20 protein-coding genes and 1 pseudogene are annotated in these 23234 nt (G+C 38.9%); 20 read left to right on the top strand and 1 reads right to left on the bottom strand.

The genetic code is table 11. From position 1 onward, the window contains the following. Positions 1-234 precede the first annotated feature (234 nt). The 9 genes and pseudogenes from EG2_RS11570 (at position 235) to EG2_RS19685 (ending at position 6660) form a co-directional block, all read left to right on the top strand. On the top strand, positions 235-702 hold the full coding sequence (locus EG2_RS11570) for a MarR family winged helix-turn-helix transcriptional regulator (protein WP_060814860.1): 468 nt from the start codon (positions 235-237) through the stop codon (positions 700-702). Further along, positions 689-1228, top strand: a complete 540-nt coding sequence (locus EG2_RS11565) for a flavodoxin domain-containing protein (RefSeq protein ID WP_003127237.1) — start codon at positions 689-691, stop codon at positions 1226-1228. The genes EG2_RS11570 and EG2_RS11565 overlap by 14 nt, the downstream gene beginning before the upstream one ends. Positions 1229-1636: 408 nt before the next feature. Continuing rightward, the gene (locus EG2_RS11560; protein ID WP_060814859.1) at positions 1637-2461 is read left to right on the top strand and encodes a prenyltransferase/squalene oxidase repeat-containing protein; all 825 of its coding nucleotides are present in this window, start codon (positions 1637-1639) and stop codon (positions 2459-2461) included. A 36-nt stretch (positions 2462-2497) separates the two neighbouring features. Continuing rightward, on the top strand, positions 2498-2980 hold the full coding sequence (locus tag EG2_RS11555) for a GNAT family N-acetyltransferase (RefSeq protein WP_113849782.1): 483 nt from the start codon (positions 2498-2500) through the stop codon (positions 2978-2980). Between the two features lie 148 nt (positions 2981-3128). Continuing rightward, positions 3129-3668 (top strand): DUF1697 domain-containing protein, encoded by a 540-nt coding sequence (locus tag EG2_RS11550; RefSeq protein ID WP_060814858.1) that lies wholly within the window; start codon positions 3129-3131, stop codon positions 3666-3668. Between the two features lie 242 nt (positions 3669-3910). Further along, a pseudogene (locus EG2_RS11545) lies at positions 3911-4903 on the top strand (serine hydrolase domain-containing protein). Between the two features lie 135 nt (positions 4904-5038). Next, entirely contained in the window at positions 5039-5461 is a 423-nt protein-coding gene (locus tag EG2_RS11540; RefSeq protein WP_060814857.1) for an SRPBCC family protein, read from the top strand. A 115-nt stretch (positions 5462-5576) separates the two neighbouring features. Then, positions 5577-6077 carry a GNAT family N-acetyltransferase gene (locus tag EG2_RS11535; RefSeq protein WP_003127245.1) on the top strand — a complete coding sequence of 167 codons (501 nt, stop codon included), beginning with the start codon at positions 5577-5579 and terminating at the stop codon, positions 6075-6077. 79 nt (positions 6078-6156) lie between these two features. Further along, positions 6157-6660: a GNAT family N-acetyltransferase gene (locus tag EG2_RS19685; RefSeq protein ID WP_228073945.1), complete on the top strand. Its 504-nt coding sequence runs from the start codon at positions 6157-6159 to the stop codon at positions 6658-6660. A 165-nt stretch (positions 6661-6825) separates the two neighbouring features. Here the strand turns inward: EG2_RS19685 and EG2_RS11525 are convergent, their stop codons facing one another. Beyond that, complete coding sequence (locus tag EG2_RS11525; RefSeq protein WP_060814856.1) at positions 6826-7356, bottom strand: hypothetical protein; 531 nt, start codon at positions 7354-7356, stop codon at positions 6826-6828. 139 nt (positions 7357-7495) lie between these two features. Between EG2_RS11525 and EG2_RS11520 the strand changes: the two genes are divergently transcribed. The 11 genes from EG2_RS11520 (at position 7496) to EG2_RS11470 (ending at position 22959) form a co-directional block, all read left to right on the top strand. Then, the gene (locus EG2_RS11520) at positions 7496-9979 is read left to right on the top strand and encodes a vitamin B12-dependent ribonucleotide reductase (protein WP_060814855.1); all 2484 of its coding nucleotides are present in this window, start codon (positions 7496-7498) and stop codon (positions 9977-9979) included. 121 nt (positions 9980-10100) lie between these two features. Next, positions 10101-10520, top strand: coding sequence for a DUF4430 domain-containing protein (locus tag EG2_RS11515; RefSeq protein ID WP_060814854.1), 420 nt, complete (start codon positions 10101-10103; stop codon positions 10518-10520). Positions 10521-10746: 226 nt separating this feature from the next. Continuing rightward, positions 10747-12672 (top strand): heavy metal translocating P-type ATPase, encoded by a 1926-nt coding sequence (locus tag EG2_RS11510; RefSeq protein ID WP_060814853.1) that lies wholly within the window; start codon positions 10747-10749, stop codon positions 12670-12672. A 25-nt stretch (positions 12673-12697) separates the two neighbouring features. Next, positions 12698-12925 (top strand): heavy-metal-associated domain-containing protein, encoded by a 228-nt coding sequence (locus EG2_RS11505; RefSeq protein ID WP_060814852.1) that lies wholly within the window; start codon positions 12698-12700, stop codon positions 12923-12925. 497 nt (positions 12926-13422) lie between these two features. After that, complete coding sequence (locus EG2_RS11500; RefSeq protein WP_060814851.1) at positions 13423-14082, top strand: Crp/Fnr family transcriptional regulator; 660 nt, start codon at positions 13423-13425, stop codon at positions 14080-14082. A gap of 329 nt (positions 14083-14411) precedes the next feature. After that, positions 14412-15836, top strand: a complete 1425-nt coding sequence (locus EG2_RS11495) for a primase C-terminal domain-containing protein (RefSeq protein WP_025191765.1) — start codon at positions 14412-14414, stop codon at positions 15834-15836. Positions 15837-15891: 55 nt separating this feature from the next. Then, complete coding sequence (locus EG2_RS11490; RefSeq protein WP_025191764.1) at positions 15892-16185, top strand: hypothetical protein; 294 nt, start codon at positions 15892-15894, stop codon at positions 16183-16185. 571 nt (positions 16186-16756) lie between these two features. Further along, positions 16757-17053 (top strand): LSm family protein, encoded by a 297-nt coding sequence (locus EG2_RS11485; RefSeq protein ID WP_060814850.1) that lies wholly within the window; start codon positions 16757-16759, stop codon positions 17051-17053. Positions 17054-17343: 290 nt separating this feature from the next. Beyond that, positions 17344-17535, top strand: coding sequence for a hypothetical protein (locus EG2_RS11480; RefSeq protein ID WP_010709820.1), 192 nt, complete (start codon positions 17344-17346; stop codon positions 17533-17535). Positions 17536-17586: 51 nt separating this feature from the next. Next, entirely contained in the window at positions 17587-18510 is a 924-nt protein-coding gene (locus EG2_RS11475; protein WP_010709819.1) for a LysM peptidoglycan-binding domain-containing protein, read from the top strand. Between the two features lie 183 nt (positions 18511-18693). Beyond that, positions 18694-22959: a VaFE repeat-containing surface-anchored protein gene (locus EG2_RS11470; RefSeq protein WP_169793135.1), complete on the top strand. Its 4266-nt coding sequence runs from the start codon at positions 18694-18696 to the stop codon at positions 22957-22959. Positions 22960-23234: the final 275 nt, after the last annotated feature.

Below are 23234 nucleotides of genomic sequence, written 5' to 3'. Positions count from 1 at the left end.
GGTTTTTTTTTGAAAAACTAGATCAATAAAATTATCAAATAACTGTATCGATTACAGTAATTACCGCTTTTTTTGAACACTCAGTTCTTTCAAATAATAGGTGAAATCATTGCTGATTATTTCATTCTTTCCTTGTACCGAAATGTCCTAAAAGCAACAACTTAATCTTGATAATAAGCAATAGGTTGCATATAATATAGGTAACCTATTACCTATTATGAAAGGGAAATGCTGATGAAGGCCCCAGAAAATCCTAGACATCTATTATTTGGTGGAACATTTATCCTAGCGAACAAGCTCCAATTTGCAGGAGACAAATCTGTCACTGGATTAACCACGAAACAATGGTTTTTACTAATGAATCTTAGAGAACTTTCTAAAGTGAGTGTACCTAGCGTCAATGATTTAGCGAGTACGATGAATACAACAAGACAAAATATTGCCAAGATGCTCGACACAATGGAAAAAGAAGGACTTGTATCAGTTAATCAGAGTGCCCAAGATAAGCGGGTCAAAGAAGTTTTCGTGACAAAAAAAGGACAACAGTTGGCAAAACAAAGTGAAAAAGAAAGTCAAGATTTTCGAGATAAAGTTTTTACAGGAATGACAGACAATGAATTGGCAATTGCTTCTCAAGTCACACTAAAGATGATAGAGAATCTGGAACGCATAATCAAGGAGATGGATCATGATGAAGGATAACCTAGCGGTTGTATACTTTTCTAAACATGGGATGACAGAAAAATATGCCAGATGGATTGCAGAAGAGTTGAACGCAGCACTTATCGACGGGAAAAAAGTCAAAGACGTAGAATTGCGTAAATATTCATTTGTCATTTTTGGGGGTCCTATTTATGCTGGGAAAATCACTGGTGTTGATTTACTGAAACGAAACCTTTTCGATCATCTGGTTGTATTTACAGTTGGTCTGAGCGATCCCGTCGGTACGGATTATGCTGATTTAGATAAGAGTCTTCAAAAATTAAAAAGCATTCCCGAAGGTATTTTTCATTTTCGAGGCGGAATCGATTATACACAATTAAGCATGGCAAATAAACTGCTGTTAAAAGTGATAATAAACTCGTTAAAAAAAGTACCTGATGCTGAACTTACTTCGGAAAACAAAGCATTGATCGAAACATATGGACAGACGGTCGATTTTAGTGATAGAACCGCTATTGAACCGTTGGTAGCTTATGTAAGAAAGTTAGTTGAGAAGGAAAGTTAAACTGATAAAGTCATACACTTAATGAGGTGGATGATTCATCTTACATGTGGATTGAATGGATTGTTAAAGACGTCTCTGCAAAAGAGTCGTCTTTTTGTTTTCAAAGGCAAACCAATTTAATCAAAATTGGTAACTTCTGAAGTAGATGATTGATTCATTCTCCATTTTACTTTCAAACAGGGAAATAGTAAACTTGAGGAAAATCAATGCGATAGTTTTTCACTCACCGTTCAAGACATTCGGTTGAAAAAATGACAAAAATCCTGCAAAACGAATGCTTATCGGGTTTTCTTCGAACAGGATTGACCAGAGAAACAAGGAGAGTTGCTAGAGACGTGCTACTAAGTTTTTTTACAGGAAATCCAGTTTATATTTGCTTGCAGTCTAATTTAGGCAGAGGAGAAGGCTATGGATAAACTTTATTTGGAAGACATAGAAGAGATTATCGCACATCGATACGACAATGGCGCCGATTACTGGACGACTGAGGACCGAAAATTATTGAAAGGGGCTCCGTTTACCACGTTGGAAAGTCCGATGTACTTACTTGAACTGGGAGTGTCTCCCCAGGATGCGATCCTAACAGAAACAGCGGAGCTGATTTTCAGCACTTGGAAAGAAGATGGTCGTTTCAAAACTTCCCCATCTGGTGGGCTGTATCCTTGCCATACGGCGTTAGCCCTAAGGAACCTTTGTGTTCTCGGTTATGCGGAAGATCAACGGCTTCTTAAGACCTTCGACTATTTTATTTCCACACAGCAAGAAGATGGGGGTTGGAAATGCAACAAGTATAGCTTTGGTCGAGGACCTGAAACGGAGTATTCTACACCGATGACGACATTAACGGTATTAGATGCCTTTCGCTATAGTCCATTCGCAAAGAATCAAGCGGTTATCCATCCTGCGATCGAGTTTCTGTTGACGCATTGGAGACTGAAAAAGCCAATCAGTCCTTGTCATTATGGCATTGGCACGCTGTTTATGCAGACGGAATACCCTTTCAGGGGATATAATCTCTTTTATTATCTGTATGTTTTGTCCTTTTACCCTTATGCGAAACGAGATGAGCGCTTTTTGGAAGCGTTACACCAATTTGAAACAAAATTAGTAGAGGGCAAAGTCATTGTAGAACGTGTTGTGCCGAAGTTAGGAAAGATGAATTTTTGTAAAAAGGGACAGGCCAGTCAATTAGCAACGAAACGTTATCAAGAAATATTAACCAACTTAGCATAGCATTTTTGGCAATTCAGCAGAACAGGAGGCAAGAAAATGACAGAAACTTGTTTGACACTTCGTCCATTGACCAATGAGATCGAACTAGTCGATCGCTGGTTAAGAAAAGAGTATATCAAGAAATGGCTTGGTTCGGCAGAAGATTGGTTGACGGAAATCAGAAATGAAACAGGAGAATTTGATTATATCCATCATTTTATCGTCCTTCTTGATGATAAGCCCATCGGATTCTGCCAATATTACGTGTGTGAAAAGACCGTTAAAGGGTATCCATGGGAACATGAGCCGGCTGGAACATTTGGCATTGATTATTTCATTGGGGAAGAGACGTATCTCAAAAAAGGATTTGGAAATATGCTGATCAAAGCACTCGTCATCCATATCATGAGCCATGAACAGGCTCGTCGAATCATTGCAGATCCAGTGCCAGAAAATCAAGTTTCAATCGCTGTGTTGGAAAAAAACGGCTTTGAATTGGATGAAGGAACTGGGCTTTATTTCAAAGATCTTTCAGAATGAATGTTGAAAAGCAAGGCAGTTACGAAAACTATGCTTTTTATCTAGAAGTAAATAGGTGTGTTGAAGTGGACTAGAGACGAAAAGAACTTTTCTTTAAAAGTGTTCTTGGTGCAGAAACGAAAGTGAACCTGGTAAAGGAGTCAGAAGAATGGATCGATATGTTGCTTTATTAAGGGGAATCAATGTCGGCGGGAAAAATAAGTTGAGTATGTCTGAATTAAAAGAAGAATTAAAGAAAGACGAATTTACAGATGTTGTCACTTATCTAAACAGTGGCAATGTTATCTTTTCCAGTAACAGAGAGGACCCACAGATTTTAGCCAATAAAATGAGAACAAGGATCAAGCTCGGCTTTGAGTTAGACATTCCCATTCATGTGGTTTTACAAGCCAAACTAAAAGAATTATTAGCAAATGCTCCTGAATGGTGGGGAGATGAGAACAAAGAAATTTATGACAACGTCATATTTATGATGAAGCCATTGTCTTTTGAAGTTTTACTGACTGAGATTGGTGAACCAAAAGCGGATTTTGAAAGAGTGTATCCTTATAAAGACATTGTCTTTTGGTCCTTTATTCGCAAAGAACATCAAAAAACAAATTGGTGGGCAAAGACCGCAAAGCCAAAGGTAAAGGATCAACTGACCATCCGAACAGCCAATACTGTAAGAAAAATTGTTGACATGTGATCAAAGAAAGTCCTGTCGATTATTGGCTGATTCCGCTCTTAAACTCATTGTGAAAGGTTTAGGTAGTGTTCTCTAATTACTGGGTTCTGTTGGTCATAAACTGACTTTGAGTGTCGCTTTTTTCAAAGCATGGAAGAAATCAATTGAATGCAAAACTGTTCTGAAAATTTTAATTCTCCGAAGAAGGAACCTTGTAATCTATTTTTAATGGATTTATGCTTATTCTTGAAAGGAGAATGATGATGAAAAAAGCAGAATTGCATGAGTTGATTACGAGTACCCAGCCAAATATTTGTCAAATTGTTGCATACAAGAACCACGAAGAAGTCTATTCAGATGAATGGAATCATTATCAGAGAAATGATGCTTGCCATGTGATGTCGGCGACAAAAAGCGTAGTATCGTTGTTGATCGGAATCGCCATCGATCAGGGAAAAATTCATAGTATTGAAGATAAAGTCCTTGATTATTTTCCTGATTATAGCGTGAAACGAGGAGAAAAAACGATCTATGACGTGACCATCAAACACTTACTCACCATGCAGGCACCTTATAAAGGAAAAGGAGATCCTTGGACAAAAGTCTGTACTAGCCAAGATTGGACGAAAGCTTCTTTAGACTTTTTGGGTGGAAGAAAAGGGTTGACGAATCAATTTGATTATCGAACAGTTTGTCTGCATATTTTGACTGGTTTATTATGCCAAGCAACAAAAATGACCACGGTTGATTTTGCAAACAGCTATTGATTTGAACCCATCGGCGTTAGTCGACATCACAATTACCATGCCGAAACAGCAGCAGAACACAAGCAGTTCACCATCGGAAAAGAGCCAAAGGAGCCGGGTTGGTTTTGTGATCCATTGGGTGTTGGTACAGCTGGTTATGGTTTGTGCTTGTCAGCCAGCGATATGGCGAAAATTGGCGAACTCTGCTTGAACCAAGGCCGACACAAAGGAAAACAAATTGTCTCTGCTGAATGGATCGCAGAAATGAGTACACCAACGCAGCCAGCTCTAATCCAATTTCAGCAGATGCACTATGGGTATTTATGGTGGATACTAGACCCAAAGCAGAATGTCTATTCAGCAATTGGCAATAGCGGCAATGTCATTTACGTTGATTCGAAAAACAAACTGGTTATTGCTGTAACCGCGTATTTCAAACCTACGGTCCTTGATCGGGTCGACTTTGTAGAAACGTATGTGAAGCCATTTGTCCTGACAGAAATAGTCTGAGCCCTTCACTTATTGAAGGGACGAATGGAAAGGAGCGGCGACTGCGTTCCATGAGAATCTTCTTAAAAGAACGTTGAACGAATGAGCATTTCTTGGACAGATACCAACACAAATTAACGATAACGGAGGAACTCTATGGTCAAGGCAACGATTCGTGCCAGTATTGATCAGGATATCCAAAAGATCTGGCAAATTGTCACCAATCTTCAGGACTATTCCTGGCGAAGTGATTTAAGTAAAATTGAGGTGATCAATGAAAGGCAGTTTATCGAATACACAAAAAGCGGGTATCCCACAACATTTACGATTATCGACAAAGAGCCTTTCACGTTGTATTCATTTACGATGGAAAACACAAATATGCGAGGGCGTTGGCAAGGAAAATTCACCAAATCAGGTGCTCAGACAGATATGATCTTTACGGAAGAGATAACGCTGAAGAAGTTTTATTTGAAACCATTTGCTAAAAGATATTTGAAGAAGCAACAGGAGAAATATCTCGCAGATTTGACAGCAATCCTAAAAAGAGAGAAAGAAGTTACGGAAAAATCCCATTGAAATGTATTTCGTTGCTGGCTGCTAACCGCAGCAGACTGCAGCACATCAAGCATAGAACAGACAAGAAAATGACTTGAGACAATCACAAAAGAAAAAGTTTTAAAGGAGTTGACCAATGTTTACTTTCGAGAGAGTGACTGACGCAAATGAACAGGAAGCTGTTTCCATCTATTTAAATAATCAGCCGTATTTTTCTTTAACGGATGATGTGGCTTCCTTGCAGTTATTAAAACAAGATATGGTAGATAAGCCTGAATCAGTAAAGAAAGAAAATAAACGCTTTTTTTTAGTTAGAAAGGATACAAAGCCGGTGGCGATCCTTGACTACTTAGTTGACTATCCAGAAGAGCAAACCGCTTATATTGGATTATTGTTGATCAATGAAAAGAGGCAAGGACACGGGAAAGCAATCGTTCATAAATTAGAAGAAATTCTTCTTTCTGAAGGGATGACGAAACTAGCCTTGGCCGTTTTATTGAATAATCAACCAGCGGGTAAATTTTGGCGATCGTTAGGTTTTCGGCCCACTAAAGAAACCATTGCTCAAATGAATCAAAAGAAAGTCAAGGTTCTTTCTTACGAAAAAATTTTTGTTCACCCAAGATCAAGGAACTAGCGAGTCTATTTTCAATAAGCAAAACGTCAGTTGACTCTCTACTTGAGATAAGGGTCAAGATGCAATGAGGAGGGGTATCATGTATTTTTGCACACCACGTTGTTTTATCCGTGATTTTAGGATCGAAGATATCCCAACAGTTATGACCTATAGAAATGATTTAGAGTGGATGAAGTACCAAGGTTTCAAAAACATGGAAAAAGCTGCGTATATCAAAGAACTGCTGCATACAAAAAGTTTTTCTGAAGGCAAAAATTTAGCAGTTGTGCACACTTTAGATGAACGGCTGATCGGTGATATCTATTTAAAAAATGAAGCAGATTTTTTCTGGATCGGTTACACGATCCATCCTCATGAGTCTCAAAAAGGATACGGCTCAGAAGTGATTCAAGCGACGATACAGTGGCTGTTTGATCAAGGTGTTCAATCAGTAAAAGCAGAGGTAGCGCCTGGAAATCTAGCTTCGATAAAACTTTTAGAAAAACTGAATTTTTCGTTAGTCAAAACGGAAGAAGACGCACTCTATCAGTTGCATCGCCTTGACTACCCACAACAGAAAAATAGGATAAAACAGGAACAGTGAATCAGAAAGTTCTCTTCAAACAATAAAAATCTTTTTACCTTGTTAAGAAGCCTAGGCTAACTTGGTAAAAAGATTTTTTTTGACGAATCCGCTTCACGTTTCTTTGACAAAAGAGTTGGTAAGTGCTCCTAATTTGGTGATGGTTCGAGCAAAGATTACGCTTTTCTATTTTCTCCATTTATTTAATGCGGGCATCATTCGCTCAAATACGGGGAATAAGATCAAATAAAACAGGAAGTTTCCGCTAGCATGAAACAAATCAAATACGAAGCCTTGAAGATAATAGGCTGTAAAAGAAGGAAACTGATAAAGCCAAACTTCCATCATAGAAACGATCAAACCGTATAGAATACCACAAATGAACGCTAGAAGTGCTTGGATTAAGCGGCTTTGCTTTATGAGAGATATTTTTCCTCCCAGATGAAAAAAAGTAATCATAGCAGCCAGTGCTACAAATTGGCTGATCGTCCAAGGCCCCATCCCTAAATAGATATTTGTACCAAGCAAACTCAATAAAGCAACGATCAAAGCATCAGACAAACTGCCTGCCAGGGCTAATAAAAATAAAACAGCACTCATGGGCTGAACGTTGGGGATCCAGACAAAAAATAAGCGTCCAACGATACAAGACGCAGTAAGGAGTGCTAATAGAGAAATTTTTTGAACGGAAAATATATGGCTATGAGGCTGGAACATCGAAATCGCCGTCTTTCTAATTGATAATTGTTCTCATTATACATGAAAAAAAATAAATTTCAAGATTGAAAAACACATTATGTAGTGTGATAATGAATTCCAGACACAATATGTTGAGTATGGGAAGGTGGCACAAAAAATGATTTACAGTAAACAAACGATAAGCAAGCTAAACGAGGACATTCATATGTTCCCAGAAGTCTCAGCAATCACTACTGAGATGACGAACACATTTGAAGGAATTTCTCGCTTGATCATGCTCGATCGCTATTCTTTCAAGGATCAAAACCACCAAACATTAGATAAGGGTGATTTGGTTATTTTAACCACAAAAGAAGATCCTCAATATCCTGCTCGAGGCATCGGATGGGTAAAGTCTATTGATGACGACATGGTCTCCATAGAGGTTGAAGAAGAGTATCGCTCAGCTATAGAAAATACTGCTGAACAAGTTAGTGGTCTTGTCAAACGACGGAAAAATGAGATCGAAAAACCACTGGAACTTTATTTCGAACAAATCGCTCGCCGAGTCGCTAGAGGGATTTCCGATAAAGAGTTAGAGCAGGAGTTGTTTCTTGAGCAGTTTTATCAGCAGATTGCCGAACAAAATCTGATTCCAGCAGGTCGAGTCCTTTATGGCGCTGGTACTAAGTCTCAAGTTACCTATTTCAATTGCTTTGTGATGCCTTTCATTCACGACTCTCGTAAAGGAATCGCTGTACACAGACAAGAAGTGATGGAGATTATGAGTCGGGGCGGAGGAGTTGGTACTAATGGTTCAACTTTACGGCCAAAAGCTTGTGTGGTCCATGGTGTCAGCGGGCGATCCTCTGGTGCCGTCTCTTGGTTGAATGACTTAGCCAATTTGACGAATCTGGTCGAGCAAGGGGGAAGTCGTCGCGGCGCACAGATGATCATGATGGCTGACTGGCATCCAGACATTTTGGCGTTCATTATTTCTAAAATCCAGAATCCTGCAGTATTGCTGCAGTTAAACAAAACATTGAAAAATGACACCATCAAACAGTTAATCAATGAAAAACTTCATTTTGATCCTTTGTCAAAAATGGAAGAAAAAATGTATACTCATATTGCTCAGCTTCCAGAATCATCAGATACCGAGCAAAATGAAATGATCAAGACAGCAAAAGAAAAGCTACGGCATGGAGGAAGTTATACGGTTAAAAACAGCGACTTCTTGACTGGAGCGAATATTTCTGTTTGTTTGACAGAAGAATTCATGGATGCAGTAAAGAAAGACGATTGGTATGCACTGCGTTTCCCAGATATCGATAATTATTCCGAAGAAGAAATGGCGGAATACGATGCAAAGTGGGCAGAAGTCGGAGATGTACGAGAATGGGAAGCCGCCGGTCATAAAGTAAAAACCTATCAAAGGATCAGGGCTCGTGAATTGTGGAATTTGATCACTTTTTGTGCCACGTACTCAGCTGAACCCGGTATCTTCTTTATCGATAATGCCAATAAAATGACCAATGCTACAGCCTATGGGCAAAAAGTGGTTGCGACGAATCCTTGTGGTGAACAGCCGTTAACACCTTATGCTGTATGTAATCTAGCAGCAGTCAATTTGGCAAACATGGCCGATCATCAAACGGGGACAGTTGATTTTGCTAAATTAAGAGAAACGGTTAAAACCGCAGTTCGTTTTCAAGACAATGTCATTGATGCGACCCCTTACTTCTTTGATAAAAATGAGCGCCAAGCGAAAGGTGAAAGACGTGTTGGACTTGGCATCATGGGCTTAGCCTATCTACTGATCTATTGTGAGAAAACTTATGGTTCAGCAGAAGGCAATCAATTAGTCGATCAGATTTTTGAGACGATTGCTATCACCGCCTATGAAGCCTCCATTAATTTAGCAAAAGAAAAGGGCAGTTTTCCATTTTTGATTGGGAAAGACGATCAAGAGACACAAGCATTACGAGAGAAGTTTATTGACACAGGGTATATGAAAAAAATGCCAGCCTATATTCGTGAAGGGGTGATGCAATTTGGGATTCGCAACTCACATCTTTTGACTGTCGCACCAACAGGATCGACGGGAACGATGACCGGTGTGTCAACAGGATTAGAGCCTTACTACTCCTTCTCCTATTTTAGAAGTGGCAGATTAGGCAAATTTATTGAGATCAATGCAGCAATTGTTGAAGAATATCTTGCGAATCATCCGGAACAAGACAAAGATCAGCTGCCAGACTTCTTCATTTCAGCAATGGAACTGACCCCAGAAGAACATGTTGGTGTTCAATGTGCGATTCAACGCTGGGTGGATAGTTCGATTTCAAAAACTGTCAATGCACCGAAAGGGTATTCTGTAAGTCAGGTGGCGAAAGTCTATATGGATCTCTACGATGGTGGTGCCAAAGGCGGTACTGTATACGTGGATGGCAGCCGTGATTCACAAGTATTGACTTTGGAAGCAATCGACAATGAAATGAACACTCAAGTAGAACCAGCAGAAGATCAATTTACCACCCAAACGAATGAACCAGTGTTTTCTGGTGACATTTGTCCCATCTGTCATGAAGGAACAATAGAAGAAATTGGCGGTTGTAGTACATGTACCAATTGTAAAATTCAATTGAAATGTGGTTTGTAAAAATAGATCATTAGTGATTGAAGAGATAAGGGATATACCTGTGTTTCAGTAAATATTTAGTATGTTTTTCGATGGATAAAAGAGTAGATTTTAATGACGTATGTCGGGAAGGAATAAATAAATGAAAAAATTGTTAGTCGTAATCGTGTTGTTAGGGGGATTATTTGTCACTAGTGGCTGTCAAGGAAACACGCGTACATCTTCAGAAAATACCCAAAATGCACAAAGTGTAGAAAGCACAGAACGTTCTGTTGATCAGAAACAATTAACAGCTACGATTGTTATCACGAATAAAGGTGAGGAAGTCACCTCAAAAGAAGTTGCTTTTCAAGAAAATGAATCACTACTGAAAGTAATGAAAGAAAACTTTACGATTGAAGAAAAAGATGGCTTTATCACTTCGATCGATGGAATGAGTCAAGATCAAAAGAACAATGTATTTTGGGTCTATACAGTCAATAATGAAATGAGTGATAAAGGTGCCCAAGAGCTGTTTTTGAAAAAAGCTGATACGATCACTTTTAATTTACAAGCATTCTAACTCACCCTTTAAGAGGTGTAACATATGTTTTCAACCGAGACCCCCCAATAAGGACTAGGATCCAGCAGGTCTCTTTGGCTTGCACGATGTATTGTGCCATTCAGTATCCTCGAGTTGCTACTTATGTTGCAGCTCTTTTTTTCTTGATACAAATCAATTTGTTTTTCGCTCCTTTTCGTTAAACTAGCGCTGAATCATCCCTACAAACAAAAAAGGAGTGGAGACATTGAAGATCCAAAAAAAGATACAAGCAAACCAAGTGTTGCTGACAATAATCAGCGGTTGTCTGATCGTCACTGCATTTGGTGGGAAATATTTATTGCAGCAGCAGGTACTCTATGAGAGTTGCTTGTTTATTGCTTCTGTTATTGGTGGTCTTCCCATTGCTATCCAAGCTTATCAAGCGGCAAAAGTGAAAGTCCTTAGTATTGACTTATTAGTGACTGTGGCAGTGCTGGGCGCCCTTTTTATTGGGGAATACAATGAATCAGCTATTGTGACCTTTCTTTTTTTGTTTGGTCATGTTCTTGAACAAAAAACGTTAGCCCATACGCGATCAGCAATTCAATCTCTCATCAATATGTCGCCGGCAAAAGCCTGGAAATATATCCCCTCAGCGAATGAAGACGCCGTTGAAAAGACGGCAGAAGTAGCAATTGAAGAAGTCAAAGTGGGGGATCGCTTGCTGGTGAAAGCAGGTGCTCAAGTGCCAGTGGATGGCATGATTGTTGAAGGATCGGGCTACTTAAAAGAAGCAGCAGTGACGGGAGAAGCTGAACTTGTTAGAAAAGCAGTAGGCGCAATGGTTTTTGCAGGAACGATTCTCGAAAACGGTACATTAAAAATCCGAGCTCAAAAAGTTGGAGAAGAGACGACATTTGGTAAAATCATTGAACTCGTTGAAGAGGCACAAGATAGCAAATCAGCTGCCGAACGTTTGATTGACCGTTTTGCCACCTATTATACACCTCTGATTTTGGTGCTGGCTGTTCTCATAGGCTTGATTACTAAAGAGATTCGTCTAGCGATCACGCTACTGGTGCTAGGATGCCCCGGAGCGCTTATTATCGGTGTTCCGGTAGCCAATGTTGCGGGGATCGGGAATGGTGCCAAGAATGGAGTACTGATTAAAGGCAGCGAAGTCATGGCTACTTTCAGCCGTGTCGATACGATTGTTTTTGATAAAACAGGGACATTGACTGAAGGCAAGCCAAGTGTGACTGCCGCAAAGATTTTTACCGATAAAGACGATTTAGCCTTAACGGCAGCCGTAGAAGCAGAATCCGATCATCCATTAGGTCAAGCGATTCTTCAGTATGCAAGAACTGTCGGGGAAAGTTGGGAAGCAGTCCATGTGGAGCAGACGAAGATCCATAAGGGACGCGGTGTACAGGCGGTTGCAAATGGCCATGATGTGTTGATCGGTAACAGACAATTTATGATTGAACAAGGGATCGAGCTATCGATGGAGGTACAACGGCAGGAAGATGAATTACGAGGACAGGGTCATTCAATCGTTTTAGTAGCGTGTGATCAGCAATTGACTCAATTATTTGGTATCAAAGATGCGATTCGTTCAGGGGCATCAGAAACGATTCATGCACTGAGAAAAAGCGGCATAAAACGGCTGATCATGCTGACGGGAGACCATCAACACACCGCAAATTTGATTGGCCACACGTTAGGGTTAACAGAGATTCATGGTGAGCTTTTACCTGAAGAAAAAGCGGACTTTATTCGACATTTACAGAAAAAAGGGGAGATAGTTGCTTTTGTGGGAGATGGCATCAATGATAGTCCTTCAATTGCACTTGCTGATATTGGGATTGCGATGGGCAATGGGACAGATGTGGCAGTCGAAACCTCTGATATTGTATTGATTCAATCACGGATCGAGCAACTAAATTATGCCTATCAACTAACGAAAAGAACCGTCAGAAAGATGAAAGAAAACATTCTGATTGCGTTAGGAACTGTTTTATTCTTGTTAGTAGGTTTGGTCTTTGGCTTCATCTATATGGCCAGCGGGATGTTTTTCCATGAGTTAAGTATTTTGCTTGTTGTCTTGAACGCGATGCGCTTGCTGGCGAAACCAAATAAGTCAAAACTTGATACAAATCAATTATTAGTGACACAAGAAGAATTAAAATAAGACTATCAATAAAGGAGGAATAGTCATGAAATCAATTATTCAATTACAAACCTTAACTTGTCCATCTTGTATGCAAAAAATCGAACAAGGGTTGAGTCGCCAGTCTGGTGTAACAAAAGTGAATGTTCTGTTCAATGCCAGTAAAGTAAAAGTAGAATTTCAACCAGAAATCATCACTCCGCAAGAAATCCAACAAGTGATCGAAACGCTAGGTTATGTCGTTGAAGGGATTCAACTAAAAGAGTTGGCTTGATATTACTTGAAACAAAGGAATGAAGCCGAAGGAAGTTAATAGGAAAGGGATAATGGATCTTTTCTATTACTATCGTTAATTATTTTTTCGTGTATAGATTTAGCCGTTAGACGATCACGGGATTAATGGCTTATTTCAAAGCAGTCGGGTAGGCTTCAACAAGGAGATTTAGTCTCAACAGTATTGATGAAGAAGGAATCCTTGAATGGGTGCATCAAGTAGTAAACTTCCAGAAATTTATGTCAACACTAGTGCTAATTGGTGGGTGTACGATGCTCAAAAAAAGTGGTACATTAAAAAAGAAACGTCGCGTGTTAACATGCATGGCTGTTGAGCAATCGCAGCTGTTGTTGCTGTTTGAGACATTCCATAAAAGAAGTTCGGCAGGACTGAGTTTTTGAGTTTTCTAAAGAAGTTTCTGCGTGATTGCAAGGCCATTGATTCCTTGGATAGGACAATTTTGCGGGGAAACTGGTAACGAATAGGAGAGGATTTCCATGGCAAAGGATCATATGTGTGTTTCATTAGTGCCATTGTTCAATCATTTAGATGAAACGGATCAACGAGTGATTCACATGCTGGTTACACATCACATTAAGGAAAAAGGGGAACTGATATTTACCCCAACCAGTGCTGATCAGTTAGTGATCGTTGCTCGTGGAAGCTTGAAGGTCTATCAGCTTTCCGCTAATGGCAAAGAGCAAGTCCTGCGTGTCATTGAACCCGGTGGCTATGAGGGAGAGAAACAACTATTTGGTGTTCGAAACGAACTATTGTTTGGAGAAGCGTTGGAGAAAACAGAAGTTTGTGTTCTCAAACAGCGAGATTTTACGCAGCTGTTGCTGGATTACCCCCAGCTAAGTTTGAAATTATTAGAAATAAATGCGCAAAAAATGCTAAAAGTCGAACAGCAAGCACGCTTTCTGATGATGGAAAAAGTTGATGAACGATTAGCAACTTATCTACTAGATCTAGCAAAAGTTGCCGAATCAGATCAAGTTGTGCTGCCTATGAAAATGAAGGAGCTGGCGTTGTTTTTAGGAACCACACCCGAAACTCTTTCAAGAAAATTAAAACGCTTTGAAGAGAAACTATGGATCCGCCGCAATAAGCGAACGGTGTGGCTGCTTGACCAAGATCAGTTAGCAGATCTTTAAAGAAAGAGACTTTTATTCAAAAGCACCTTTACCATCCGTTTCCCGCGAAGGGGACCTCACATCTGCCAATAAATCAGTGCAAACCTTCTGAATTTCAGTAGATTGTGCAAGTAAGTGTCTAATTTTTACCTGAATGCCAACTGTTAAATTAGAAATTTCTAATAATTGGAATTCTCTCAAAAAATTAAATAACAATGATTAAAAACTCTGTGTAAGCAACCTTATACAGAGTTTTTTGTTTGCTCAATTTTAAAACAGAAAGGAGAAAAAAAGTGCTTAAAATTTTTTTGAAAAATGGATTACGTACTTACAAGTTTAGGAATAGTCAGCTGAAGCCGATAGGCTTTGTTGAAGAAGAAAAGAAAGGCTCGATTTTTATTTACTATTCAAAAGAAGCCTTATCTGTTTCCAGAGGAATCGTCATTACTTCTTTAGAAGCGATTGAAGAACAAGCTGATACGATTACACACTGGACGCCAAATGTTTATCGATATGGAGAATATACTGACACAAGACGATTAGTTGTTAAAGGACATTTTGAAAAAAATCTGCGTCAAATCAATACGTTTGTTGTTGATATCGATTCAAAAGAAAATCATGAAGGAGAAATTATCCTGGCATGTATCGATCAGCTAGGTTTTATGCCAACGTTGATTCTAGAATCCGATTTTGGTTATCAAGTCTATTTTTTATTAAGTTCACCGGCTTATGTTACAAGTAAAAGCAATTTCAAAGTAATCGAAGTAGCAAAGCGAATTTCAATGACTATCCGATCACAGCTGGCAAAACAGTTAGTCGGTGTAGATAGTGGCTGTAATCATTTTGGTATTGCTCGATTTCCGAATAAAAGAAATATTGTGTTTTACGAATCAGAGAATCAGTATTCATTTTCAGAGTGGATCAATTGGTCGATGAAAACAGCCTCTAACCAGAGAGGTGAAGCAGAAAGAAACGCGAAATTAATTGTGTTTCCTGAGAAAAAAGTATATCGCCAAGTGGACGAACCTTGGTTTGATTTGTTACTACGAAAAGCTAACATTATCGGAGGAGAGGGACGTTTAGGAAGAAATAATGTGATTTTCACTCTTTCTCTCGCCTATTTTTCTTCTGGTTATGGGCAAGAAACTTGTGAGTACAACATGTTTGAATTCAACGAACGCTTGAGAGAACCATTAGCTGAAAAAGAAGTAGAAACGATTGTAAAGAGTGCCTACTCTAGCAATTATCGAGCAGCTCGACGAGATTTTATCCTAGAATTGTGTCAAGAATGGATTGCTGCAGATATCCAGGAAAAAGAGTTGTTTATCCAGCGACGAGGATGGTGGAAGTTCAAAAAGCCACGAGAACAACGAGAATATAGTCACAAACATGAATGGCGAGTAGATCTTTTAGATTATCTAAAACGAGTAGAAGCCGAAGGATTAGCGTACATAGAAAGTACCAAAAAAGAGCTACAAGAGAAGATAGGCATTCCTGCACGTAGTCTTGATCGACTTTTAAAAGAATTAAAAGAAGAAAGAAAAATTTTTTATCGTAGTAAGCGTGGAAAAGGAGGAGGAATTATTTTGATGTCGATACGAACATTTTTAAAGCAGTGTTTAAAACGCACGCGAGATAAGCAACAAGTGTATTTGTTTCGGCTAAAGCAGTTATTCTTGCTAACAAATGAAGAATTAGAAACAACAATCGCTCCTTTTTTTAAAGCGTATCGTAGAAGTGATCAGCTAGACTTATTTGAAGCCGATACAGGCTGAAAGTAAAATACGCCAATTGCCTTTTACAATATATCTATGATAAGGAGGTGGTATTTTGTTGGAATTAACGCCTTTACATTTAGAAAGAATTTGTTGTGAAGTAACGCTATTCAATCGGCAGCGATGGAAAATCTCTCAACGGAAGCTTAGTCGGATTATTGTGGATGATTCAGGAAAGAAGCAAGTAATTGTTACAAGAGAACTAGGGATTGATGAAGAAGCGGAACTGTTTTTTTCGCAAATCAAGTCGATTTTCTTAGATGGAAAGATTGTGGCTTGTCGTGGTTGTCCGCAACAACCGTTAACCACTTTGCGAGAGCACTATGCAAAATTAAAAGAAATATACTGAACCAACAAACTAGCCTTTTTTCGTTTGTTAGTTTATTTAAAACTAGCGTGAAAAGCTATTAAAAAGCAGCGCACGGACACGAAACGTACTTGCTTTTCAGAAACATTTGATGATAAAAAGCAAAGCTACCTGGTGGAAGGAATCCCTTGAACTAGGGTTGAACTGAAGCGACACACGTAAACTGTTTTTTGATATGTTTTTCCAGATCCTTGACAACTGAATATCAACAGAACTTTCTAAGCTGATCAGCGTGCCTATTCGGAGCTTAGGAAGGATAAAACGCCTAAAATAGTACGGCTAGAAGAAGCGGTGCGTTTGGATGGGTGAGGCACATACTAGGGAGGAGAGTTGCGAAGACTCAGCTAGCACGAAAACAAAAAATGACGAGTAATCGTTCATTTGTTTTCAAGGGAGCGATTCTTTCTTTCTACGAGTTTGAGGTTGCGAACGCTAGAAACCTTGCGAGGTCAGACATTTCTTTGTTTTTTCTGTCAAAATAAGTAAAAAAGACAAACTAGCAAACGAAAAAAGGCTAGTCTACAAAAGAAAACGATTGGAAGGGAATGGAAATATGTCAATAAAAAAAACGAATAAGAATAAAGAGCCTAGGGTGGCAGTCAGAGGACCAAAGCACACAAGAACGGATGAACGACGACAGCAACGAACACCTACAGGGTTAAACTTTTTCTTGAATAAAAGAGTAACGATTGTGACTATGGACAGTAAGCGAATTGAGGGGATTCTATACTTTATCTCAACGTACGATTTTATGATCGCGTTACTAGACAAAGAAGGAACACGAACAGGAACATATATGACAATTTTTAAACACGCCGTAAAGCACGTGCGCTGTGAAGATCCTAATTGATCAATGTAATGAAAAAGAATGAGGATATGATTGAGAAACAAAGTCGGGCAATTGTTGACAGTAGTATTGTAGCAAGTCATTCGTTACTTTTCTTTCATAACCAATTCAATACGAAAGAAGTTTTGAGCGTTTTAGAATCCAATCGAAGACGTGCTCGTCATGGCTGAGGGGATTTGAAGATAGAAAAATAAATAAAATGTATTCGGTACTAAAAAAAGTAAAACCTATTGAAACCCTTTTCTTATGTAGATCTAATGAATATAGAAATTGAGTAAGGAGGAGTTCAAAAGATGGCTGAAACAAGTGCTGCAATTAGCCCTGAGACACATGAAAAGCCAAATGCAATCAAGCGTGTATGGAATGCACGACCCAAAGACTTTGAGGTGCGTATTTCTAATCGAATTGTGATTGATACGTTGGTAGATCGTGAGTATCAAGCAATTCAAGAAGAACTAAATGCTTTAGATGAAAAAGAGAAATAAGCAATAATAATTGCTTAAAATAAAAAATAACAATGAAAAGAGGAATGTGTAATGAAGATTTTACGAGTATTGGCTATTGGAGTGACTGTGGGAGGACTTGCGTTAGCAATGAATACTGAAAAAGCAGAAGCAGCTGAATGGACACCTCGTACAGTCGATCAAATTAAAGCAGACATTGCAAAAACACAAGGAAACAAATATACGATTGTCTGGGGAGATACCATGTGGGGAATCAGTCAAGCGACGAATTTGACGGTACAAAAACTCGCAGATTTGAACAAGATTGCGAATGTTGATTTGATTTACGCAGGCAATACGTTAGTCTTTGATGGGAATGTTGTAACTGCTAAGAATAAAAAAGGAGAAACGGTTGCGCAATCAGTGGTAACCCCGCAAGATAAGAATGATGCGAATAAACCTGTAGGCAAACAAGAGCCCGCCAAACAAGCAGAAGAAAAAGCACAAGGAACAACTGCAAGTAGCGGTAAAACAGCTATAAGCAGTCAAGAAATGAGTGGTGCTGTTAGTGATACAAACAGCAGTCAAACCGTGACAAGCGGTTCTGTTGAGGGGGCAACTAGCTCTACTGCTGGGACAACAGTTTCTCCAGGAATAGTAGAAACACCAGCTCAACCAAGTAAGCCAGCAGATAATCAACCAACGCAATCAGATCAATCAGTAGAAAAACCAACGACGCCGACACAACCAAGTACAAGTGGTGAACAAGGTGGATCGACCACGACTCAAGCAATTGATCCTTCTGCAGTAGTTGATCAGGAGCCTATTCCAGCAATGATTGGAAATAGTGGGAAAGTTTTTAATTCTGAAGAAGAGGCTATGGCATATGGTTGGAAAGAAATCAAAGATGAAAATAGTAAATGGTTTGGTTATGGTTTCGGAGTTCCTAGTTTATTAAATAAAGACCATGATCCGATTAATAAATGGTCAGTCGATTTTTATGAAACAGATCAATAAAATAGTGATGTGAAAAAAGCGAGAATTTTTCTCGCTTTTTTTGTTTGGAGGAATCAGTATGAATGAACTACCACGAGTGAGATCTCCGGATTGAATGGAATAGAATCTTATTTACGTCGTTATTATTTGAAATAGCGACGTTTTTATATAAACAAAAAATAAAGCAAAGGAGAAGTTTTTGTCATGACGAGAAACAAAACAAGTTGGTTGAAGTTTGCTTTACTAGCGGTGGTTTGTCAAGTGGCTTTTCTTACAGGAACTATGACAACACATGCAGAAGAAACAGAACCTTCTGTTACAGCTTCTCAAGTGTTTTCAACTTCTGAAGAAGCGAAAGTAACGGCGCCTGAAGAAGTAACGAGCCCAGAAGTATCTGCAGATGTGACACCCGCTACAGAAGCACCTGCACCAACAGAAAAAGCAGTCCTTGATGAAACTATTGGGGAAAGTCAACGACCCGGGGATAGTCCAGTTGAAACACCAATGTCAGCTGTAACAACGCCAGAAACAACACCTCGAGCACCTTCTGAACCAGCAGAAGTACCAACTGCTCTTGAGAAATCTGTAGAGAAAGCTGTGTCTAATTCTGATATAGATACAGAAGAAACGAAGAAAGAAACAGATGAAGCAACGATTGGCGTAGCACCTTCTAATGCGTCAATTCTAGAAGAACCTACACAACCAGTAGTAGAAGAAAACAAGGCCGCTGTTTCTGAAGAAACAAAAACTGAGGCCGACAAAGTAGTGAATGAATCAAAAGAAAGTGAAAAGAAAACAGAAGAACAGCTTACTTTATTTGTGGCAGAGTCCACAACGCGTTCTGTACGTATGAAACGTGCTGTAAATACTGGACAAGTTCATTCACAATTAGTTACGCCAAGTAATGGGTTAAATTGGGGGAGTACAATTTTACCGAATGGACGATCTTTTACTTATGACCGTATTGAAATTTTTGATGTAGATGGTCATGTGGCATTTTGTGTGGAACCAGGGGTTCCGGGTGGATCAGGTACGTTTAACAAATCTGCATTAGAAACATATATCAAAGATGCGGCTATTAGAAAGAAAATTGCCTTGATTTCTTATTTTGGTTATGTTGGAAGTAAAGATAAATCGTTAGAACGTCGGATTGCGACACAGTTTTATATTCACGAAGTTTTGAACTCTAATTTTTACGGAACCAATCCAGTTTTAAATTTTGAAGCATTTAAACAAGAAATTGATCAAAAAATCAATAACGCAACAAAAAAAGCTTCTTTTAATAATCAAACAAAAACTGTAAAAGTTGGGCAAACAATTGAAGTTCCAGATACCAATAATGTGTTAAAAGATGTTGTGAGAATCAACACACCAAGAGGAATTACTGCCAAAATTCAAGGGAATCAACTAGTGATTACTGCAACAAAAGAAGCACCAGAAAAAGCGACAATAAGTTTAGATCGTTTAACAGTTTATGGTGTTCCAATGGTTTATAAAAAAGCAGGAGTTCAAACTATTGGGATATTAAACTATCCAGATCCTCTTTCTTCAATTTTAAAACTAAACGTGTTAAAAGAAGGAAATATTCGTGTCTTTAAAGAAGATGCAGAAACCGGTGTGAAAGCACAAGGCGCAGCTTCTTTAGAAAATGCGGTGTATGGCTTGTATCAAGCCGATGGGAAGAAAATCAAAGAAATCACGTTGAAAAATGTCAATGGCAAAGTACAGGCAGAAATCAAAGATCTTGATCCTGGTAAATATGTTTTAAAAGAAATCAAAGCGCCGAAAGGCTATGTACTTTCTGATGAAACAATTGAAATTGTCGTTGAACCTGGAAAAACTGTCAATGCGACCGTAAAAGATCAAGTGATCAAAGGAACCATTGATTTAGTGAAAGTTGCGAATAAAGCCTTAGTCGATTCAACGAATCCAGACAACAAACCAAAATTAGCTGGTATTGAAACCTCTTTGACATCAAAAACAACTGGTCAAGTGGTGAAAACAGTTGTCACAGACAAAGATGGTTACGCTAGCTTTGGTAAAAATACTGTTGTCTTTGATACGTACATTCTTTCTGAAACCAAAGGAAAAGAAGGGTATAAACTATTTGAACCATTCGAAGTCACAATTTCTGAACAAGGGCAAACCTTCCATTATGTTTTAGAAGACAAAGTAATCGAACAACGTCTTAAAGTGGTGAAAGTGGATCAAGAAACAGGAAAAGTGATTCCACTTACTAATACAGAATTCAAGATTTTTGATACCTTAGCCAATCGTTATGTCACAATGGAGATTCCAAATGATACAGAAACAACGGATATCTTTAAAACCAATGAAAAAGGCTTTTTCTTAACTAACGGTACACTTACTTATGGAAAAGATCGTTACCGTTTGGAAGAAATCAAAGCGCCCGTAAATTACGTTTTGAATCAAAAACCATTGGTGTTCTCGATTACCAATGATACAGAACCAATCAAAGTGATCCATTTTGCGAACCGTCAAGCACGGAAAAACGTAAAATTGTTCAAGTATGAAGAATGGAACAAGCAAAAAACACCGCTTGCAGGGGTCAGCTTTACTCTGTATAACCAAGCAGGAAAAGCTCTTGATGAATACACCACTGATAAGAACGGTGAAATTCTAGTTAAAGACTTAGTATTCGGGGATTATTATTTCTTGGAAAATGCCCCATTAGAAAGCTTCCAACCAAATACAGACAAACAAGCATTCACTGTTGTATTCAAACAAAATGCGCCAGATGATGGCGAAACGTTAGTGGTTTCTGTACGTAATTACTTGATTCCACCAAAACTAGAAACACAAGCGTCAAATAAAGCCGATGGTGAAAAAGTGATTGATCCAATAGAAACGATCGTCATTAAAGACAGTGTTTCGTATACAAACTTGTTTGTCGGAAAAGAATACACTATTTCAGGAGTATTGATGAATAAGGCAACGAATGCGCCAATCTTACAAGATGGCAAAGAAATCACAAGTACCTTGACCTTTATTGCAGACAAAGCCAATGGCACAAAAGATCTTGAATTTGTGGTTAATGCTAGTGTTCTGAAAGGTCAAACAATCGTTGTCTTTGAAAAACTTTTCCGTGATGGCATTGAAGTTGCGGCACATGCGGATATCAATGATGACAATCAAAGTGTTCGGGTAAACAATCCAACGGTTCATACCACAGCTGTATTCGAAGACGGGTTGACGATCGCAGACCCAACGGGGCTGTTCACCTTAAATGATACCGTTGAAATTAATGAGATTCTTCCAGGAAAAGCTTACTTGGTCAAAGGAATCTTAATGGATAAAGCAACCGGTGAAGCCTTACTTGTTCATGGTCAACCGGTAGAAAGTGCTGTTGGCTTTATTGCCAAAGCAGAAAATGAAAAGGTAATCGTACCATTTACTTTTGATCTAACCGGCTTAAATGGTCGTGAAATTGTCGTGTTTGAAAGTCTTTTTAGAAACGACGAAGAACTAGCAAACCACAGAGACATCAATGATCAAGGCCAGACTGTACGTGTGACGAACCCAAGTGTACGTACAACGGCTACGCATAAACCAACTGGCTTAAAAGTGGTTAATCCATTAACGAAAGTCACCATTACAGACGCTGTGAAATACCACGATTTGATCGTTGGAAAAACATACACAGTCAACGGTGTTCTAATGGATAAAGTAACGGAAAAACCAGTACTAGTAGATGGAAAAGAAGTCACAAGTACCTTAACGTTTGTGGCAGAAAGTACCGACGGTACAGTCAACTTAGACTTTATCCTAGACGCACGTGCGTTACGTGGAAAAGAAGTGGTTGTCTTTGAAAATCTCTTCAGAGAAGGCGTATTATTAGCCTCTCATGCAGATATTACCGATAAAGACCAAACCATCAAAATCGTCAATCCAACCATTACGACCAAGGCCACCAATAAAAATGGTGGAAAAGAGATCTTAGCCTTGCCAAATCAAACTGTGTTGGAATGGGTCAAAGTAGACGGTTTAGCAATCGGTCAAATCTATCAATTGATTGTCCAAGGCTATTTAACACCAGACGGCACGCCATTTGAAGGCACACATGCAGAAAAAATCTTTACGGCAGACAAAGAAACCATGGAATTCTTATTTGAATTCTTAGTGGACGGACGTAATCTTGTAGGAAAAGGCTTGAGTTTTGCGGAATGGCTGCAAGCGAAAACGGAAGATGAGAAAGAAACGTTTGAAGAAGTGGCGAAACACAATGTCGATCTAACGAATAAAGATCAAACGGTTCAAATTGTGGAAGCGCCAAAACCACCACAACCAATGAAACCAGAACAACCACAACCAGAAGTCAAAGAAGCAGTTATGGTTCCGATGTTGCCAAAAACAGGCTCTGAAGACAATGGGTTATGGATCATGATTGGCATGATCTTTGTCCTTGCGGCAGGCTTGATTGGTTATGAATTATACAAGGGCAAAAACTAAAATGAACGAACAAGCGGTTAGACAACTAGCCGCTTGTTTTTGGTTAAATTTTTTCAGACGATTTGGATAATCAAGTAAGAGTATGAGAGTTGGTTATTGGATTACTTATAATAATCCAAATATTAAAAGGGGGAAAGCTCCTTACTGCTTATTCTTCTGTAAAAGACAGCACAACTCATGTATGGGTGTACTGTCTTTTATTTATAAATGGAAGTGAATCGGGATGTTTTCTTGTTGTGCTTGTTATACGGCAGAGGAATTAGTTGTTAGTTCTG

Origin of the sequence: Enterococcus gallinarum NBRC 100675 (assembly GCF_001544275.1) — a bacterium.
In the GTDB taxonomy this organism is placed as follows: Bacteria; Bacillota; Bacilli; order Lactobacillales; family Enterococcaceae; genus Enterococcus_D; species Enterococcus_D gallinarum.
This window is presented reverse-complemented; position numbering and strand designations above follow the sequence as displayed.

Excerpts from the sequence above, each read along its gene's own strand:
- EG2_RS11535 (WP_003127245.1), top strand. The coding sequence starts at position 5,577 with ATGTTTACTTTCGAGAGAGTGACTGACGCAAATGAACAGGAAGCTGTT.
- EG2_RS11570 (WP_060814860.1), top strand. The coding sequence starts at position 235 with ATGAAGGCCCCAGAAAATCCTAGACATCTATTATTTGGTGGAACATTT.
- EG2_RS11525 (WP_060814856.1), bottom strand. The coding sequence starts at position 7,356 with ATGTTCCAGCCTCATAGCCATATATTTTCCGTTCAAAAAATTTCTCTA.
- EG2_RS11475 (WP_010709819.1), top strand. The coding sequence starts at position 17,587 with ATGAAGATTTTACGAGTATTGGCTATTGGAGTGACTGTGGGAGGACTT.
- EG2_RS11550 (WP_060814858.1), top strand. The coding sequence starts at position 3,129 with ATGGATCGATATGTTGCTTTATTAAGGGGAATCAATGTCGGCGGGAAA.
- EG2_RS19685 (WP_228073945.1), top strand. The coding sequence starts at position 6,157 with ATGTATTTTTGCACACCACGTTGTTTTATCCGTGATTTTAGGATCGAA.
- EG2_RS11515 (WP_060814854.1), top strand. The coding sequence starts at position 10,101 with ATGAAAAAATTGTTAGTCGTAATCGTGTTGTTAGGGGGATTATTTGTC.
- EG2_RS11480 (WP_010709820.1), top strand. The coding sequence starts at position 17,344 with ATGGCTGAAACAAGTGCTGCAATTAGCCCTGAGACACATGAAAAGCCA.
- EG2_RS11505 (WP_060814852.1), top strand. The coding sequence starts at position 12,698 with ATGAAATCAATTATTCAATTACAAACCTTAACTTGTCCATCTTGTATG.
- EG2_RS11470 (WP_169793135.1), top strand. The coding sequence starts at position 18,694 with ATGACGAGAAACAAAACAAGTTGGTTGAAGTTTGCTTTACTAGCGGTG.
- EG2_RS11560 (WP_060814859.1), top strand. The coding sequence starts at position 1,637 with ATGGATAAACTTTATTTGGAAGACATAGAAGAGATTATCGCACATCGA.
- EG2_RS11520 (WP_060814855.1), top strand. The coding sequence starts at position 7,496 with ATGATTTACAGTAAACAAACGATAAGCAAGCTAAACGAGGACATTCAT.
- EG2_RS11500 (WP_060814851.1), top strand. The coding sequence starts at position 13,423 with ATGGCAAAGGATCATATGTGTGTTTCATTAGTGCCATTGTTCAATCAT.
- EG2_RS11555 (WP_113849782.1), top strand. The coding sequence starts at position 2,498 with ATGACAGAAACTTGTTTGACACTTCGTCCATTGACCAATGAGATCGAA.
- EG2_RS11485 (WP_060814850.1), top strand. The coding sequence starts at position 16,757 with ATGTCAATAAAAAAAACGAATAAGAATAAAGAGCCTAGGGTGGCAGTC.
- EG2_RS11540 (WP_060814857.1), top strand. The coding sequence starts at position 5,039 with ATGGTCAAGGCAACGATTCGTGCCAGTATTGATCAGGATATCCAAAAG.
- EG2_RS11565 (WP_003127237.1), top strand. The coding sequence starts at position 689 with ATGATGAAGGATAACCTAGCGGTTGTATACTTTTCTAAACATGGGATG.